Annotated in this window: 14 protein-coding genes; 7 read left to right on the top strand and 7 right to left on the bottom strand. The window is 42.5% G+C overall.

Annotated elements, in window-relative coordinates; all coding sequences use genetic code 11:
• The first annotated feature begins 7 nt into the window (after positions 1–7).
• Positions 8–922 (top strand): LysR family transcriptional regulator, encoded by a 915-nt coding sequence (locus APB76_RS02470; protein WP_054962875.1) that lies wholly within the window; start codon positions 8–10, stop codon positions 920–922.
• 29 nt (positions 923–951) lie between these two features.
• Here APB76_RS02470 and APB76_RS02475 read toward each other — a convergent pair whose 3' ends face one another.
• From APB76_RS02475 to APB76_RS02490, 4 genes are all read right to left on the bottom strand, one after another.
• Positions 952–2,418, bottom strand: a complete 1,467-nt coding sequence (locus tag APB76_RS02475) for a PepSY-associated TM helix domain-containing protein (protein ID WP_054962874.1) — start codon at positions 2,416–2,418, stop codon at positions 952–954.
• A gap of 118 nt (positions 2,419–2,536) precedes the next feature.
• Positions 2,537–2,890, bottom strand: coding sequence for a hypothetical protein (locus tag APB76_RS02480; protein ID WP_054962873.1), 354 nt, complete (start codon positions 2,888–2,890; stop codon positions 2,537–2,539).
• Between the two features lie 122 nt (positions 2,891–3,012).
• Positions 3,013–3,396: a cytochrome b562 gene (locus APB76_RS02485; protein WP_054962872.1), complete on the bottom strand. Its 384-nt coding sequence runs from the start codon at positions 3,394–3,396 to the stop codon at positions 3,013–3,015.
• An 81-nt stretch (positions 3,397–3,477) separates the two neighbouring features.
• Complete coding sequence (locus tag APB76_RS02490; RefSeq protein ID WP_054962871.1) at positions 3,478–4,221, bottom strand: phosphatase; 744 nt, start codon at positions 4,219–4,221, stop codon at positions 3,478–3,480.
• A gap of 233 nt (positions 4,222–4,454) precedes the next feature.
• Between APB76_RS02490 and APB76_RS02495 the strand changes: the two genes are divergently transcribed.
• The 5 genes from APB76_RS02495 (at position 4,455) to APB76_RS23065 (ending at position 11,723) form a co-directional block, all read left to right on the top strand.
• Entirely contained in the window at positions 4,455–7,325 is a 2,871-nt protein-coding gene (locus APB76_RS02495) for an HD domain-containing phosphohydrolase (protein ID WP_049846197.1), read from the top strand.
• Positions 7,326–7,689: 364 nt separating this feature from the next.
• On the top strand, positions 7,690–9,192 hold the full coding sequence (zwf, locus tag APB76_RS02500) for a glucose-6-phosphate dehydrogenase (protein ID WP_054962870.1): 1,503 nt from the start codon (positions 7,690–7,692) through the stop codon (positions 9,190–9,192).
• The gene (gene pgl / locus APB76_RS02505; protein ID WP_054962869.1) at positions 9,189–9,905 is read left to right on the top strand and encodes a 6-phosphogluconolactonase; all 717 of its coding nucleotides are present in this window, start codon (positions 9,189–9,191) and stop codon (positions 9,903–9,905) included. The genes zwf and pgl overlap by 4 nt, the downstream gene beginning before the upstream one ends.
• A gap of 35 nt (positions 9,906–9,940) precedes the next feature.
• Positions 9,941–11,389 carry a decarboxylating NADP(+)-dependent phosphogluconate dehydrogenase gene (gene gnd, locus APB76_RS02510; RefSeq protein WP_054962868.1) on the top strand — a complete coding sequence of 483 codons (1,449 nt, stop codon included), beginning with the start codon at positions 9,941–9,943 and terminating at the stop codon, positions 11,387–11,389.
• A gap of 196 nt (positions 11,390–11,585) precedes the next feature.
• On the top strand, positions 11,586–11,723 hold the full coding sequence (locus tag APB76_RS23065; protein WP_167350310.1) for a hypothetical protein: 138 nt from the start codon (positions 11,586–11,588) through the stop codon (positions 11,721–11,723).
• A 64-nt stretch (positions 11,724–11,787) separates the two neighbouring features.
• Here the strand turns inward: APB76_RS23065 and APB76_RS02520 are convergent, their stop codons facing one another.
• Positions 11,788–12,684 (bottom strand): LysR family transcriptional regulator, encoded by an 897-nt coding sequence (locus tag APB76_RS02520; protein WP_054962866.1) that lies wholly within the window; start codon positions 12,682–12,684, stop codon positions 11,788–11,790.
• Between the two features lie 252 nt (positions 12,685–12,936).
• On the opposite strand from APB76_RS02520, the gene APB76_RS02525 reads away from it, so the two are divergent.
• Positions 12,937–15,123 (top strand): TonB-dependent hemoglobin/transferrin/lactoferrin family receptor, encoded by a 2,187-nt coding sequence (locus tag APB76_RS02525; protein WP_054962865.1) that lies wholly within the window; start codon positions 12,937–12,939, stop codon positions 15,121–15,123.
• Positions 15,124–15,570: 447 nt separating this feature from the next.
• On the opposite strand, the gene APB76_RS02530 is transcribed toward APB76_RS02525, so the two are convergent.
• Entirely contained in the window at positions 15,571–15,822 is a 252-nt protein-coding gene (locus APB76_RS02530) for a hypothetical protein (RefSeq protein WP_054962864.1), read from the bottom strand.
• Positions 15,822–17,540, bottom strand: coding sequence for an SgrR family transcriptional regulator (locus APB76_RS02535; RefSeq protein WP_054962863.1), 1,719 nt, complete (start codon positions 17,538–17,540; stop codon positions 15,822–15,824). The genes APB76_RS02530 and APB76_RS02535 overlap by 1 nt, the downstream gene beginning before the upstream one ends.
• Between the last annotated feature and the right edge of the window lie 22 nt (positions 17,541–17,562).

Genomic DNA, 17,562 nt, shown 5'->3' on the forward strand with positions numbered 1-17,562 from the left:
GACAGAAATGAAGAACACTAGGCTGATTGCCCTACTTCCCGATTTAGCGAGTTTTATTCTTATCGTTGATGAAGGCAGTTTTACAGCTGCAGCTAAGATTCTCGATGTGACCCCTTCTGCACTAAGCAAATTGGTTACGCGACTAGAGGCATCCCTTTCGGTAAAACTGTTTGAGCGTACTACGCGTAAGCTGATTATCACCCACTCCGGTCAACAGGTATATGACCAGGCTTTAGTGATGGTTGATGCAGCAAAGCGAGCAGTAGAACTCTCAACGACAGACCATCAAGATATGTCTGGAGCGCTAACAGTTGCAGCGCCAGAAGCATTTTTAAACTCCGTATTACAGCCCCATGTGATGCCTTTTTTGCAAAAGTACCCTGAAATACAGCTAAAATTGCGCGCAGCAGATGGTGAAATCGATCTAATCCGTGATGGTATTGATGTCGCGTTTAAACTGACGGATAAACCTGACGAGAACTTGGTACTTAAAGAAGTCAGCAAAACCAACTTAGTCCTTTGTGCCAGCCCCGACTACATTGCCAAACGTGGTATGCCTAAACACCCAACGGAACTGTCTGAACACGATTGCCTCTATCTCGCAGAAACAGACAGCGATCATATATGGGATTTCTTTAAAGAAGACGAGTATCACTCAGTGGGAGTCTCAGGTCGTTACGCGGTCAACCATTCACAGATGCGATTGACGGGCGTTAAAAATGCGCTAGGTATTGGCATTTTTCATGACTTTGTTGTCTCACAGGCAATTGAAAACAACGAAGTGATTCCTGTACTCGCTGATTGGACGATAAAAAGTAACTACCATGGCGCAATCGCCATGCAATACCCACAAAACAAATACATGCCAGCGCGATTGCGTGGATTTATTGATTACATGACACAACAACTGAGCGCAAAATAAAAACAAGCCCCGATTTTGGGGCTTGTTGTTTATGACAAATAGGCTTTCAATTTTGGACTTCTTTTAACGAGCAACGTATCTAGGATTAATACGCTAATGATGGTCACACCAGCCAAAGGGAAAAGAACACTCACCAATATTATGGTTGCGGCGCCAACCTTCCAAATACCGTCTTGTTCGAAACGGGCTGGTACACCCAACTTATTCTGATTAGACGGGCGACGTACCCACCACATCACAGCCCCGGTAACTGAAATAACGATAAACGCTAAACAGAAAAAGACATTCAGCAGCTTATTTACAATGCTTAAATCACCTTGGTGAAGTGAAACCCCAGCAGCCATCAGCTTGGCGACAACATTGTAGTCATCCCAAGTAACATCAACGAGCACTTCTCCAGTGTATTGGTCAAAGTGAGTGGTCCTATCTTTTCTTGGGTCAGTAACATCTCCCGCCATTGAGTTAGCAGATACAGTATAAACGCCAGTCTCAGATTGGGGTAAGTAGACTTTAAATTGGCTGAAGCCGAGTGATGTCGCTTTACTTATGATGTCATCGATTCCTACGCTCTGCGATGTATCGAAAGGTTGAGCAGAATGATGCTCGTGGTGCCCCCCATGATGCCCTTGCGATTCAGGCACTGCAGTCAGTTCTAAGTTCCAAGGCATTTCTTCCTCGCTACCGTGGTTTAAGTCTGCGTGAATTAAAGAAGATTCCGGTTTCTCCCCCCACGTGTAATAGGTAGGGAATGTATTCCAACCTTGGACCATTTTGGCGCCCCATACCCCTGCCCATGCAAGACCGGAAAGCAGAAATAGCAGTAAAACGATCGAAAGTGTTCCCCCTAAGTTGGCGTGGAGATCTCGCATTAGAACACGCGACCCACTACGCATACGTACTTTGAGAAAACCAGCCTTAGTTGCGTTATCTTTTGGTAACCAAAGATAAATGCCGCTGACCAACAGCAGAATGCCTAAACTCGCAGACACTTCAATCAAGTAATCTCCCGATTTACCAATCAGCAATGTTCCATGGATATCATTAGCAAGTTGATACCAACTGTCACTGCGATCGATTTCGCCTAGAACTTCGCCGGAGTAAGGATTGACCGTCACTAAGACGGACTTACCATCTTCATGTCTGACATTAAATCTATTCGCTTTTGTACTTGATTCAGACGCTACAAACTGGGTGATTTGTGAGTCGGGATACTTTTCCTTGACCGAATGCAGTTGAATAGAAGGTGGTAGAGTTTGCGCCTGCGGAGCAACTGTGATGATTTCACTGTATCTTGCTTGTTCAATTTCGTCATCAAATAGCATCACAAGCCCAGTAAGACTTAACATGAGCATAAATGGGATAACGAAAAGACCTGCATAAAAGTGCCAACGCCATGTGAGAAAATAACGTGCTTTTGCTTTAACCTTGTTTGAGCCGTCACTTTGAGATGGACGTAGTGAGCCCTTAGGTTGAGTCTGAGATTGACTACCCAACATTACAATTTCCTTTTTTGAGCGCGCAGCAGAAATCTCGAAACATAGTCGAGTCGTTAGTGCTGAGCTTTACTTTACTAAGTGGCTTATCTAGCCTTTGTTATTTGATTTATATGAAGTTTTAGAAAGGTAATGCAGGTGGCGCTCGGGGGATAGCGAGCTGAAATCGTTCACTTAGAGCCAAAAAAGCATACGACTCAATGTTCGCTATCGTCGATCTTCTTGGATGTGTAGGTGTTGGAAGCGTATCCTGATGAAAAGTTGAGAAGTGACTAAATGGACAAGGCTTACTATGCTGAGTTTCAACCTTTCCCTCTTCGACTTGGACTAACTCAAAGCCATTGATAGTACAAAGTGTCGCCCAAACGCCAGCACTGGCACCATGAGCATTGATTACAGGCATCAGAGTCACAAGCACCCAACTTAGGGCACTTGCGATGAGCATAGTTCGCTTGAAGTTTGATGTCCGTATCATAGTTACCCTCAATTAATTGAGGGTAAATATATAACCTTTTGCTAACAACCTCAGTAAATTACATTAAAAAACCTAACAAAGATCATGGTATTAAGTTTATACAAGCGATTATTGCGGATGTATTAACCGAACAATTTGCTCCAAATGCTTGGGTTGCGTTTATCGTGGTATTCAACGCGTAGATTATCGACATTTTTCAGCTCGGCCTTGGCTCCTTTGATGTCACCAGACTCTAGCTTTTCTTCAACAGAGTCGAGTGCAACGGAAAGCTTACTGAATCCTTCAAAATAGATATCAAACTTTTCTGGTGGGTAATCACCACGTTTTGATCGTTCTACAAGTTCAGATAGGTTGCTTACAGCAGACTTCATGCCACTCACTTCTGTCGCTTCAGCAGCATTTTTAAACTCAACTTTCATTTGCTTCATGGTAGCTTTCAGATCAAAATCACTTGCGAATGTTTGAGCAGACATGACTAGGGCTAGAACAGGGATTAACTTTCTCATTGTCTATATTCTTTTTTTTAGAAGAGGAATGGAGAGTGTACTGAAATTGTTCAGTACACTAGAAGTGAAATATGTTTCAACTTATAAATATTGGTATTCAGTTATTGGGGTATGCTCTCTTAGTGCTAAGAAGGATAAAAACTGCTTCACACTATGAGTAATCACTTTGTCTGGCCTGACGCCAACTTTGACTAATAGCTCAGAAACCTTGGTTAAGTTTCCAACGTCTTGGCAAAAGTGTGCGTCACTGCCAGTGGTAAAGAAAACACCGATCTCTTTACCCAATCTTGCAATTTCTTCACAACGCTCAACACTCCCTACTCGACTATTCCCTTTTAATGTTGTGTTGTTGAGTTCTATAGCAACGTTGTGTTCTTTAGCAGATACCAATACTTGCTCATAATCGAAATCAAAGTTTGGGTTACCAAGGTGACCAAGTGCATCAACATTACCACCTTTAATCACATTGATTAGCGCAAGTGTGTGAGAGTCGGTATCACTTGGTCGAAACACAGGTTCGTGGAAACTAGCAATAACCCAATCCAAGCTTTTGTACGAGGTCGGATGGACATCAATATCTCCAGCTGTATTAAGAATATTAGCTTCAACACCTCGGACTACTGCAACACCTTCAATGAACCTAGGAAGTACACGCTGGTTTGAAAAAAACCAGTAATGAGGTGCACCAGGCATTGACTCCGCATGGTCTGTGGTGCAAAACATTTCTAGGCCACTGGCTTTTGCCAAACGAGCGTTTTCGATCAAAGTACTGTACGCATGACCGCTTGCGTAGGTATGGGTATGAGTGTCAACAACTAAATTCATAATTCAACGTGGATTGAGTGCGATGGCCTTATGTTATCAGCCAATCAAGTTTGTTGCTCGAAATTCCACTATACATAAGTAGTACTCCCCTATCTGAGACTTAAAGCAGCAACAGATCAGGATGTGTTTCAATTGTCACTGTAGTAACAGCCATACCACTATTATTAATAAGTTTTTTTGCAGGATTCTGAGATTGTTCAATACTTAGTAAGGGCTATTTCATTGGTTGAGATATGAGAAAACGTCGATACTCCTTAAGCATCCATATCACTACACTATTTCTTGTGCTGACTACATTAGTAGGTTCAGTACTGATCGGAATTAGTTATCGCCATGCTCAGGAGTTGTTAACCGGTAGCGCAAAAGAGTTAAGCCGCGAAAACAGTCGAAAGCTAGAGTCAACGTTTCAAGTAAAAGCGGGTCCTATACTTACCACTCTCGATTTTATGTCGATGAGTCGCGCGATCGACGATCATAAGTCTCCAATAAAGCACATTCGATTTTTGACATCGCTGCAAACTATTTTCCAACGTAATCCGGGAGTAGTTGCTCTTTACTACGCCAATGAAGCGGGTGATTTTACTTTGCTAAGAGCACTAAGAACTAATGCAGACCGTGAGCGTTTTGATGCACCGAGTAAGGCAGCATTGATGATAAATACAACTCGAGTTTCTGGCCATAATGAGTTCTATTTTCTCGACGGAGCCTACCGAAGTTTGGGCCACAGAAAAACAATGGATAACGAATTTGATCCAAGAACTAGGCCTTGGTATATCAATGCAGACAAAGATGGAGAAATCAGGCTGACTGAGCCATATTTTTTTTACTTTCTTAAAACCAACGGCGTGACATTGTCACGCAAATCACCCGATGGGACAAAGGTCGTCGGAGCAGATTTTACCTTAACATCACTTTCAGAACAGATTGGCCAAATGGGGTATTCAGAGAATACGAAACTTGTTCTATTTGATAGCCAATTTCGAGTGTTGGCCCACCACAACGTCGCCCATAACGCTCAAGAAGACTTGAACTTAGATTCTTTAAGGAGCTCTGTTTTTCAAGGCGTGCTCAATAGGATCTCTAGTCAAATAATTTACGAAACCGTTGAAGCGAATAATCAAAAATGGTCGGTAACGCTAACACCAGTCGCTTTAAACAAACAAACGCGCTTACTACTCGCAGAAGCAACCCCGCAAAATGACTTGCTTGCTTCCTTGTTATCGATGCGCGATAAGCAAATTCACGTCGCCTTGGCAATGCTATTTATGAGTTTTATCATTGTTTGGTTGGTTTCGCAGAAACTCGCCAACCCCCTTCATGCACTAATGCGTCAAACAGACAACATTGCTCGCTTTGATTTTAAAAAAACACGTTACTCAAAAAGTGTCATCAAAGAAGTAGCCAATTTGACAGAATCTATAGAGTTGATGGAACACACTCTCTACGATCTGTTACGACTTTTAAGAGATACTGCAAGCAACTCCGATTTTTCTGTATTAGCAAAGACCATCGCTCACCAGAGTTTTTTGGTAACTAGAGCAGAAACCATCGTGCTTTACATCAAAGACGAAAAAGAAAGTTGTTATTCTGCTGCCGCCAACCACGCTATTATTCCATTTAAAATCAATATCAATGACTTGATCGCGTCTACTGCATGGGTCGCAACCGAATTAATGAATGGAGAGATCGTCCACCTCAACCGCGACGACACCGCTATTGCAAACTTCAAAGATTCTCTCTATAACTCAGATATTTACTTCTTCCCACTTCACAATCGCGAAAACCAGTTAGTGGGAATCTTGTTACTTGGCTACGAGCGCGTTATTACTCAAGAGCAAGCTGATAAGCATGCTTTTCTCAAAGAGTTACTAAGTTTTGCAGAAATAGCCAAAGAGAACATAGATCGCATTGAACAACAAAAAGAGATGCTCAACGCTTTTGTCGAGCTTATTGCCTCTGCTATAGACACCAAGTCGCCCTATACAGGTAGCCATTGTCAACGTGTTCCTGAACTGACCAAAATGATAATCAAAGCCGCTGCCGAAGATGAGGTACATTTCCCACTGTTTAGCATGTCTAAAGAACAATGGGAAGAACTCCATCTAGCTGCGTGGTTACATGATTGCGGAAAGGTCACAACCCCAGAGTATGTGATTGATAAAGCAACGAAACTTGAGACGATTTATGATCGTATCCACGAAGTAAGAATGCGATTTGAACTGCTAAAATCACAAGCAGAGATAGACTACTGGAAAGGATTGAACCAAGGTCAAGACGAAAAAAGCCTCCAACAAACTCTCAATGCAAGGCACGAGCAACTTGATGAAGATTTTACATTTGTGGGTAAGTGTAACATTGGAGGCGAATCAATGAGCAAAGAGGACTTAGAGCGGCTTAATCGAATTAGCCAGTATAAATGGACTCGTACGTTAGATGATCAAGTTGGCGTTTCATGGATTGAGAAAGAGCGTTCTTCAACCAGTGAAAAACTGCCTGTAGAAGAAAACTTACTTTTAGATAAAACTGTCCATCAAATTCAGTGGGATGCTTCAGGTAGACCACAAGACTTCTGGCAAGAAGAGTTCGTATTGACTCCTGGCAATTTAAAATACAATCGTGGAGAACTATACAACCTGTCTATTGAGCGTGGGACATTGACTGATGAAGAGAGGTTCATCATTAACGATCACATTATTCAAACCATCATGATGCTTAAACGGTTGCCCTACCCAGAACACCTGAAAAATGTCCCAGAAATTGCCGGGGGGCATCATGAACGTATCGATGGTCGAGGCTACCCGAAAGGATTGTTTGAAGAACAGCTTTCTCTTCCTGCACGGGTCATGGCTATCGCGGATGTGTTTGAGGCCCTTACATCGAGTGATAGGCCCTATAAAAAGGCAAAATCGTTATCAGATTCAATTGATATCATGACGGACATGGCAACGACAGGTCATATTGATCCCAAACTCTATTTGATATTTTTGGAACAAGAAATTGACCAAAAATACGCCAAACAATTTTTAGATGCATCGCAAATTAGTCCGATTGATCGAGACGCACATATAAGACGAGTAAGGTCCTTCCTTAAATCTCTATTCTGATCCTACCAGTTATATCGAAATTAGTTTATTTACTCTATTTTTAAATATACGGAAGACTCAACGCCATCACAACGATTTCAATGAGTTAACGCAATAATGAGTCATTATTTAATCGATTGCTCTCTCAAAGGTTGATGTATGTCAAATACTCATAGACAATACGCTGCCGTCTGCAACAATCGCACTGAATTTTTAGTAAAAACAGTTGCAATCTAAATAACAAATGGCATGAATTTTTGGCTTTGCCTATCAATACAATAGGCAAGACCTATTTTATAATTTGAGGTGTCGTTGATACCGTTGGCAAACTATAGTGCTAACAGCTTAGGCACTTGCTAACTACCTCGTTTCTAAGGGAAAGATGATGGTAATACCAGAAAACAGCAGCATCGTTATTTTTGGTGCTTCGGGTGACTTGACCTACCGCAAGTTGATTCCTGCTTTGTATCACCTTTACTCAAATAAACAGTTACCAAAAAACTTCGCTATCTTAGGCGTAAGCCGAACTGAATACAGTGATGACTCCTATCGCGAAAAGTTGAAACGTTCACTACAGGAAATGGAGAAGACTGAACCAGCAACTCTCGATGCTTTCATTAATCATTTGCATTATCAGGCAATTAATACATCTGACACCGCTGACTACAGCAAGCTTTCGACGCGTCTTGATCAACTTTCTGAGCAATACGGGTTTGATCAACGAAACACTCTATTCTATCTCGCGACTCCTCCTAGTTTGTACAGCGTTATTCCAGCAAGCCTTGCCGCTCATGGACTAAACAGCGAAGAAGATGGTTGGAAACGCCTGATTATTGAAAAGCCATTTGGTTATGACCTTGAATCTGCTCAAAAGCTAGATAAAGAGATTCATGAGCATTTCCAAGAGCATCAAATCTATCGCATTGACCACTATTTGGGTAAAGAGACGGTACAAAACCTTCTTGTATTCCGCTTCTCTAATGCGATGTTCGAACCTCTTTGGAACCGCAACTTTATTGATTATGTAGAAATCACTGGTGCTGAATTCTTGGGTGTTGAAGAACGTGGCGGATATTACGACGGCTCAGGCGCGGTTCGTGACATGTTCCAAAACCACCTACTGCAAGTGTTAGCTATGGTTGGTATGGAACCGCCAGCGCAGATCAATGCAGACTCAATGCGCGACGAAGTGGTTAAAGTACTGCAATGTTTGAAACCACTTGGAGAAGACGACCTACGCAATAACCTCGTGCTTGGTCAATATACCGAGTCTGACGTACGTGGTGAGTTTCTACCAAGTTACCGTGACGAGCCGGGAGTCGCTGAAGATTCGCGTACTGAAACTTATGTTGGATTGAAAGCTTACATCAACAACTGGCGTTGGAATGGCGTGCCTTTCTACGTACGCACAGGTAAACGCCTACCGACACGTGTCACTGAAGTGGTCATCCACTTTAAGCAAACACCTCACCCAGTATTTGGCCAGAATGCTCCGGAAAACAAACTAATTATCCGCATTCAGCCAGACGAAGGGATTCAGATGAGCTTTGGCCTAAAAGAACCTGGCGCAGGATTTGTGGCAAAAGAAGTAAAAATGAACTTCCACTACGCGTCTCTACAAGAAACGCAAATGCTGACAGCGTATGAACGCCTACTTCTTGATGCACTAAACGGCGATGCGACTTTGTTTGCTCGTAGCGATGCCGTTGAAGCGTGTTGGAAATACGTTCAACCAATTTTAGACTTCAAACAAGATCCACAAGCCCTATTTGGATACGCTTGTGGTACGTGGGGACCAAAAGAGTCTGACGATTTGTTACAACGTAACGACCGTGCATGGCGATTCCCATGTAAAAACTTAACAGATACGGATTACTGCGAATTATGATTAATCACAAGATTTTTCAAACAGCTGACCAAGTTGTAGAAAGCCTAGCTAATGATATGAATGCGCTCAGTGAGCTTGACCGCCCTGTACACATTTCACTGTCTGGCGGCAGTACACCAAAGATGCTGTTTAAACTTTTAGCGCAGGCACCTTATGCTGAAGGCATTCAGTGGAACAACCTACACTTCTGGTGGGGTGACGAGCGCTGTGTGGCACCTGATGATGCTGAAAGCAACTACGGTGAAGCGAATGCACTACTGTTCAGCCAAGTAAACCTGCCAGCAGAGAACATTCACCGTATTCGTGGTGAAGATGAGCCAAAGGTTGAAGCCGAGCGCTTTGCAAAAGAGATGGATCAAGTCATCCCGACTAAAAATGGCACACCTATCTTCGATTGGATACTTCTTGGTGTTGGCGCAGACGGTCACACGGCTTCGCTATTCCCAGGCCAAACAGATTATCAAGATGAGAACTTATCTGTGTTGGCTTCTCATCCTGAATCAGGTCAAATTCGTGTATCTAAAACCGCTAAGGTATTAGAAGCAGCAAAACGTATCAGCTACCTTGTACTTGGTGCAGGTAAAGTCGATATCGTGAACGAAATTCATACCACTCCGGCAAATGAGCTGCCTTACCCAGCAGCAAAAATCCAGTCTAGGACTGGTGTAACGGAATGGTACTTAGATTCAGACGCAGCAGCAAAAATCGCTTAGTGCGAGCGTCCAAATAGGAAAATTGGAGAGAAATAATGAAAGGTGATATCGGTGTAATTGGCCTAGCGGTAATGGGTCAAAACCTTATCCTAAACATGAACGACAACGGCTTCAAAGTTGTTGCTCACAACCGTACTGCTGCGAAAGTAGACGAATTCCTTGAAGGCCCTGCGAAAGGCACTAACATCGTTGGCGCATACTCTCTAGAAGAGTTAGTTGAGAAGCTAGAAGCGCCACGTAAAGTAATGCTCATGGTACGTGCTGGCGCAGTTGTTGATACGTTTATTGACAACCTAATCCCACTTCTAGATGAAGGTGACATCATCATTGATGGTGGTAACACTAACTATCCTGACACAAACCGCCGCGTTGCACACTGCCGTGAGAAAGGTATCCACTTCATCGGTACTGGTGTATCTGGTGGTGAAGAAGGTGCACGTTTTGGTCCTTCGATCATGCCAGGTGGCGCAGCTGAAGCTTGGGAAGCGGTTAAGCCTATCTTCCAAGGTATCTCTGCAAAAACTGACGCTGGTGAGCCTTGTTGTGATTGGGTTGGTAACGACGGTGCTGGTCATTTCGTTAAGATGGTACACAACGGCATCGAATACGGTGACATGCAGCTTATCACTGAAGCTTACCAGTTCATGAAAGACGGTCTTGGTTTGTCTGCTGACGAAATGCAAGCCGTATTCGCTGATTGGAACAAGACTGAGCTAGACAGTTACCTTGTAGAAATCACTGCTGACATCCTTGGCTACAAAGATGAAAACGGTGAACCTCTAGTTGAGAAGATCCTAGATACAGCAGGCCAAAAAGGTACTGGTAAATGGACTGGTATCAACGCACTAGACCTAGGTATTCCACTAACGCTTATCTCTGAGTCGGTATTCTCTCGTTGCCTATCTGCACTAAAAGACCAACGTGTTGAAGCTGAATCTCTATTCGGTAAGACAATCACACCAGTTGAAGGTGACAAGCAAGAGTGGGTTGATGCGCTTCGTCAAGCGCTACTAGCATCTAAGATCATCTCTTACGCTCAAGGTTTCATGCTAATGCGTGAAGCTTCAAACGAGAACGGCTGGGACCTAAACTACGGTAACGTCGCACTAATGTGGCGTGGTGGTTGTATCATCCGCTCGGCATTCCTAGGTAACATTCGTGATGCGTACGAAGCAAACCCAGACATCTCGTTCCTTGGTTCTGACGAGTACTTCAAAAACATCCTGCAAGGCAGCCTAGCTGCATGGCGTAAAGTAGCAGCGAAATCTCTAGAGTCAGGCATCCCAATGCCATGTACGATTTCAGCGCTATCTTTCCTAGACGGTTACACAACAGCTCGTCTACCAGCTAACCTGCTTCAAGCTCAGCGTGACTACTTCGGTGCGCACACTTACGAACGTACAGATCGTCCACGTGGTGAATTCTTCCACACTAACTGGACAGGTACAGGCGGCGACACGGCTTCTACTACCTACGACGTGTAAGAATTAGCTGAAAGGATGAGACTGGGGTTTATTAATACCTGAGTCTACTTCTATAATTAAGCTGTTATGGAGGATGTTAACTTAGTTAGCATCTTCTATTTTTTGAAACCTACAACATGGAGTCTCCATCAAACGATGGTGATTAGGTGAATTGTCTAACCTGGATGGTTACAACTCTAAACTAGAGGTTCTTTCGATGACTATTAATAAGTACTTTGTTTTCGTTCCACAGCAAGAGGAGCGTGAGATCAATAAGGAACATAAAGTGGAAAACGAACAGGAAACTCAACGTCAGGCTTTAGTAAAGCAAGCACAGCAACAAGGTGGCTTGTAAACGGCTAGGTTTCAAAAATAAAAGGGAGCGATAAGCTCCCTTTTGTTTTATTGAACTAAACATTTTAAATCTTAGACGACGCTTTAAAATGTTTGATTAAGTATTGAATACACCAAGATTTAGCTTCACCAATTTTATTACGCTTCCAAGCTAAGATGATCTCAATGGGTTGAGATTGAGTATCCGCAATTTGCTTTAAGTCGCCACTTGCAATCAACTGGGTTGCGAGTTCTTTTGGTAAAGTACCGATACCCAACCCCGTGCGCAAAGCTTCTACTTTTGCAGAAAAGTTAGTAACGGTTAGTCTTGGCTGCCGCTGAGTGATATTGACACTTATTGCAGGTTGCTCACGGGCTGTATCTGCTATCGCAATAACACGATATTTTTCTCTCGCCTGCTCGTCAAAAACTCCACTCCGTTTATGTACATAGTGATCGGTCGCTGCAACCCAGATCATCTCCATCTCTCCAATGACCTCTGCTTTAACATCTTGAGGTAGCGTTTCCATTCTTGGACAAACTAATAAATCTGCTCGCCCTGAGCTTAACGCTTCCCAGCAGCCTGCGAGTATTTCCTCTTGGAGTTTAATTCTTGTTGAGCTGACATTACTTAAATCATTAACAAGGTTGAAGAAATTGGCGACAGGGATAATACCGTCAAAGGCGAGAGTAATATCCAGTTCCCACCCATTAGCGAGGACACTCGCATCATTTACAAGTTTGTCTGTCGCGACCAGTATGTCTCGTCCACGTTCAAGAATCAGCTTCCCTGCCTCAGTAAAGCTCGCTTTATGGCCGGAACGATCAAAGATCATAATATCGAGATCTTGTTCTAGCTTTTGTATTTGATAACTAAGGGATGAGGGGGCCCTATCGAGTTCATTAGCTGCGGCAGCGAAGCTGCCACGTCTATCAATTGCATCGAGTATATGAAGAGCTTCAAGTGTTATTGGACTGTGCAATATTATCTTCCCTATTAATAACCACCACCAATAACGTGATACGAATCACATTTACCAATGGAAGTTTGAACCTTTACAAATGTGAATAGATTGTTTAACTACCTGTTATTTATCACTTTTATTCGATATAACATACTGATAGAGCAATAAGTCTTCCATTTTCGATAATGCAAACAATAGTAATTATCATTTAGATCCAATAGAATTCTGCCCGTTAAAAGAAAACCTATATGGATCAAAGGTAATTATAAAATGTATAAGAAAACTTTCCTGTCAGCTTCAATTGTTTTGGCCCTTGCGTCAACTGCTCATGCCGAAGAATATGCCCTCTTCGACGAAGTTGTTGTTTCAGCGACTCGTACTGAACAGAACAAAGAAGATGTTTCAGCTTCTATTGATACTTTTTCGAATGAGTATATCGATGATTCGCTCTCTAGTGATTTAAAGGATGTGTTGTTAAACACACCTGGTGTTGAGGCGACTACAGAAGGACGTTTTGGTATTTCAGGTTTCAACATCCGAGGTATGGATGGAGATAGGGTTAAAGTCGTTGTCGATGGCGTACAGCAAGTTACTCCTTACAACTCTGGTGGTGGCACCCAAGCGATTTACCCTAACACTGTCGAAATAGATACACTTCAAGCGATTGAAATTAATAAAGGGGCTTCCTCTACTCTTTATGGTTCTAATGCTTTAGGTGGTGTAGTTGTATTAAAGACCAAGGATCCCGAAGACTTTTTAGTGACAGATGGTGACGAATCACGTTTTGGTATTAAGTCTTCGTATTTTTCGAAAGATAGTCAGTTCAAAAACACTTTAACTTGGGCTATGCGCCGAGGTGACATTGAAACTATTTTAATTGGCACTTACGCTCAAGGTAATGAAACAGAAACCTACGGTGATGGCTTAGATGTTGAAGGTGAAAATCGAGGAGTAGCAAATCCTGCTGATATGGACATGAACAATATCCTTGCTAAAGTTTACTATCAGATAAACGAACGCAATCGAATTGGACTGATTTACGAACGTAACAATCAGACTTTTGACGAGAATAAGCTAAGTGGCAACTATACATCTAGCCACCCAATGATGGGAGACATAGTTACCTACGCGGATTCGCGTTCTAATGACGAGACGAAGCGAGAAAAAATCGGCGTGAACTATGAGCTTTTAGCTGAAAACGTTGCTTTTGACACCATGGCTTTAAATCTAAACTTTCAGACAACAGAAAGCACAAATGATAACTATGCAGTTGTAACTGACCATATGGGTATGATCGGATACAACGGTAAGCGTACGCGCAGTCGTTATGCAGAAGATGAAACGATTCAGTTTGATGCTCAGTTTGACAAACTTGTTGGTTTAGAAAATTCTGCTCACGAAATTACATATGGACTCAACTACGTTGACACCGACTTTTCACTGAATAACGTTGACCACTTCCACGACAATGGTACATCAAAGCCTGGAGCAACAAACGTTCCAGACGCGAAGATGAATCAGTGGGGATTATTTGCCCAAGACAACATTTTCTTACTAGATGAAAAGCTAGTTGTTAATCTGGGCTTACGCTACGATGCGTTCGAGGCAACTCCATCTACTGATAGTGGTTTCGAAACTGTGCATAAAGCCAATAAAGATGATGCATTCACAGGAAAAATTGGTGCTGTTTATCACTTAAACGAAAAACTGAGTACATTTGCGCAGATTGGACAAGGATTTAAAGCTCCAACAATCGAGCAGCTTTATTACGAATATGATAAAGGCTCTGATTTCACACCTAACTCTCGCTTAAAAGCAGAGAAAAGTACATCTTACGAACTTGGCCTTCGTGGCAAGAATGAGTTCGGCAAGTTTGAACTTGTAGGTTTCTATAATGACTACAAAGATTTCATCTCTACACAGTCTCTACCGGAAAAAACTCCTGGAAAAGAGCACTTTACGCTCGTTAACCTTGATGAAGTTGAGATCAAAGGGGTTGAATTTAGCAACACTCTACTGATTGACAAATTGTTTGGTGCACCAGAAGGAACTTACACAACATTCTCTATTGCATACGCTGAAGGAGAAGACACCAAGAAGAATGAAAAACTAACTTCAGTTGCTCCTTTAACCTCTGTTGTTGGTCTTGGCTATGATAACTATGAACACAAGTTTGGTGGTTTAGCGACAATTAAGATGGTAGCAAGCAAAACTGACTGGCCGACTGAGAACTACAAATACGAGGACTCAGCTGGTTACGGCGTTGTTGATGTTACAGCTTACTACCAACCAATCAATGACTTAACGCTACGCGCGGGTCTATTTAACGCGTTTGATAAAAAATACTGGCAATACGATGACTTCACTGTTGATTCATCAGCAAAAACGGCATCATACAAAGACCGCTACTCTCAACCGGGTCGAAACTGGGGTGTGAGCCTAGATTACCAATTCTAATTTAGAACTTTAAAACAAAAGCCAGCTATCAAGCTGGCTTTTTTAGTTAATTACCTACTTAAATTATAACTATCAGTAAGTTAGAGGTAATAAAAAAGCCCCTAAACTAGGAGCTTTCTTGGGTATATTCATCAAAAAGTATAGAAAAAATGGTATGAATAGACCGATTATTTAGCTGCTGCCATCTCTTTCTTAACCATTACAGCTGCTGCAACGATGAAAGTGATGATAAGACCTAGCTCCATTACAAACCCCTAAAGTAAAGTTGGAAAAACCGAAAAGAAACTGCGGCTATTCTAACACCATTAAAAAACTATGATACCCCTTAACGAGATTTTTACGTTTTATATCGATTGAGATCAAATATTGCGTCGTGATGTCTATTTTCTACAATCTTACTAATCAATTAGTTTATAAAATGGTTTAGAGAATTGTTCTAATGCGAAGCTATTTCATAGTAACTTTGCCACCGATTATTTTGTAAGCAGGAGTGCCTCTAATCAAAGTCTCTCGGGCAAACTCGCCACCACATTGAGGGCAAATACAGGGCTGTTCGGTGTAATCAGAAACAATTCTTTCCTTAAAACATTTCACAAGAGCCCCTTTGCCCCCTTTTCGGTACTTAAATAACTGGGTTTTACATTTTGCGCAGTAAATCTCGACCGTTTTAGACGGTTGTTTCTTATTAGGTTTCGCCACTACCCTTCCTCTTGATGCGAGTTTGTTGCCTCAGCAATTTCAGGTTTGACCCAAACTTTGCTGAAATCAAACCATCCAAGCGCATTACATTTCGCATTTTGTAGCGAACCACAATGATCTTTACTCACTCCTAACCAACAGTGAAACATGGGAATGAGTTGCATCTTTTCTACTAGAGACTTTCCAAGCTCTTGTGCAGGGAAACTAGCATTTTGTGTTGCTTGCCACTCTTGTACGACTTTAGTCCAATGTTCAAAATCCTCTTCGCGGCTAAGTGCCTCAATATCACTATTATTGAGTAGCCACCCTGCTAGCGAATCATCCCTGTTGGTGGTGATTCCCATCGGTTTAACCCAAATGTCCACTTCTGAAGTATCTTCAACGGTCAAGTCATAGTTAATAAAGTTAACGCTCAATCCATCCTCCTTAAGCAAGCTTTCAATACATTTGACCAACGTTGGGAACATTGGGTGCTGACCGTGGTAAGCAATAGTGACAGAGCGATAGGAAGGTGGTGACGTATAACCATGCCTTGTATGGTGATACCAACCCGGCTTTAACCCATGTGCAGGAAGTACTCCTAGTTCGACGATTTTCTCTTGAGGTAGATGCTGGAATAAATTTAATGTGCCCAACTTCTGGGTGAAGTAATTCGCCCAATCATTGGCCGCTGCTAGTCCATTTTTCCGGTTGAGTAGTAAATAGGTGCAACCCGGATCGAGGTCTACGCTATCGGCATAGTTGGCCACTTCAGGCTTAAGGGGTTTAGATAAGCTCGGGAAAATCATCGACGAATGTAGGTCATCAATCACCCACACTTCAATTCGATCTAACAAGGGCCTAAAACCAAAGTAACCGTCAAAGGCTTGTAAGACGAGGCGTTTATTGTCATTTTGAATGACTCGGTAAGGTCCTGTACCAACAGGGAACAGATCATAATCCTCTGCTCTATTCTCCTGCGGCAACATAATTTTCGCGCAAGATTCAGAAAGCAATAGCGCCAATTGATAATCATCGCGTGAAAGTTTCACATCGACGATTAAGTGACTCGGAGAACTCACGTCTGCGATATGTGAAAACAGCTTCTTCTGTCTAAGTGTCAATAAGTTATCAACTACCGCTTGAGATGTCAGCAAGTCTCCATTGTGAAACCTAACACTCGGACGAATGTAAAAACGCCAATGTCGAGGGGTGAGCATTTCCCATGAATGGGCCAGATCAGGTTGAAGTTGTTCACTGTCATCGATGTAAGTTAAACCACTGAAAATCTGCTGAACAATATGCAGTTCAGAGCGTCGAATCGGTAACGTAGGATTTAACGTAGAAAGTGGTCGGTAATATGGCAGCCTGACAACTTGCTGGCCTTCTTGATGAACAATACCAAGATAGCTTTCAACCACTTGAGCAAGTTTTGCCGTATCTTGATCTAAAACTTTTAGCGCTTGGCCAATTTTCCCTTCTTCAAGGTATCGGCGCGCTAGGTTTTCGCTGACATCAGCGCGGCTACGTTTAAAGATTAACTGAGATAACTTTCCTCGACCGGGAGCTGGGTGCCATTCCAACCACCCTTCTTCTTCCATTTTGTTCAGGACAATTCGAGCGTTACGACGGGTACAAAACAGTATCTCGGTGATATCTTCAAGCTGGACACCGCAATCTTGCCCCTTGTAATGCTCAAACAAGGTTTCGAACTGAACTCTAAGTCTTGGGCTGCTCATAAAGAGGAAATCTCATTCTAGT

This window comes from Vibrio bivalvicida (assembly GCF_001399455.2).
Lineage (GTDB): Bacteria > Pseudomonadota > Gammaproteobacteria > Enterobacterales > Vibrionaceae > Vibrio > Vibrio bivalvicida.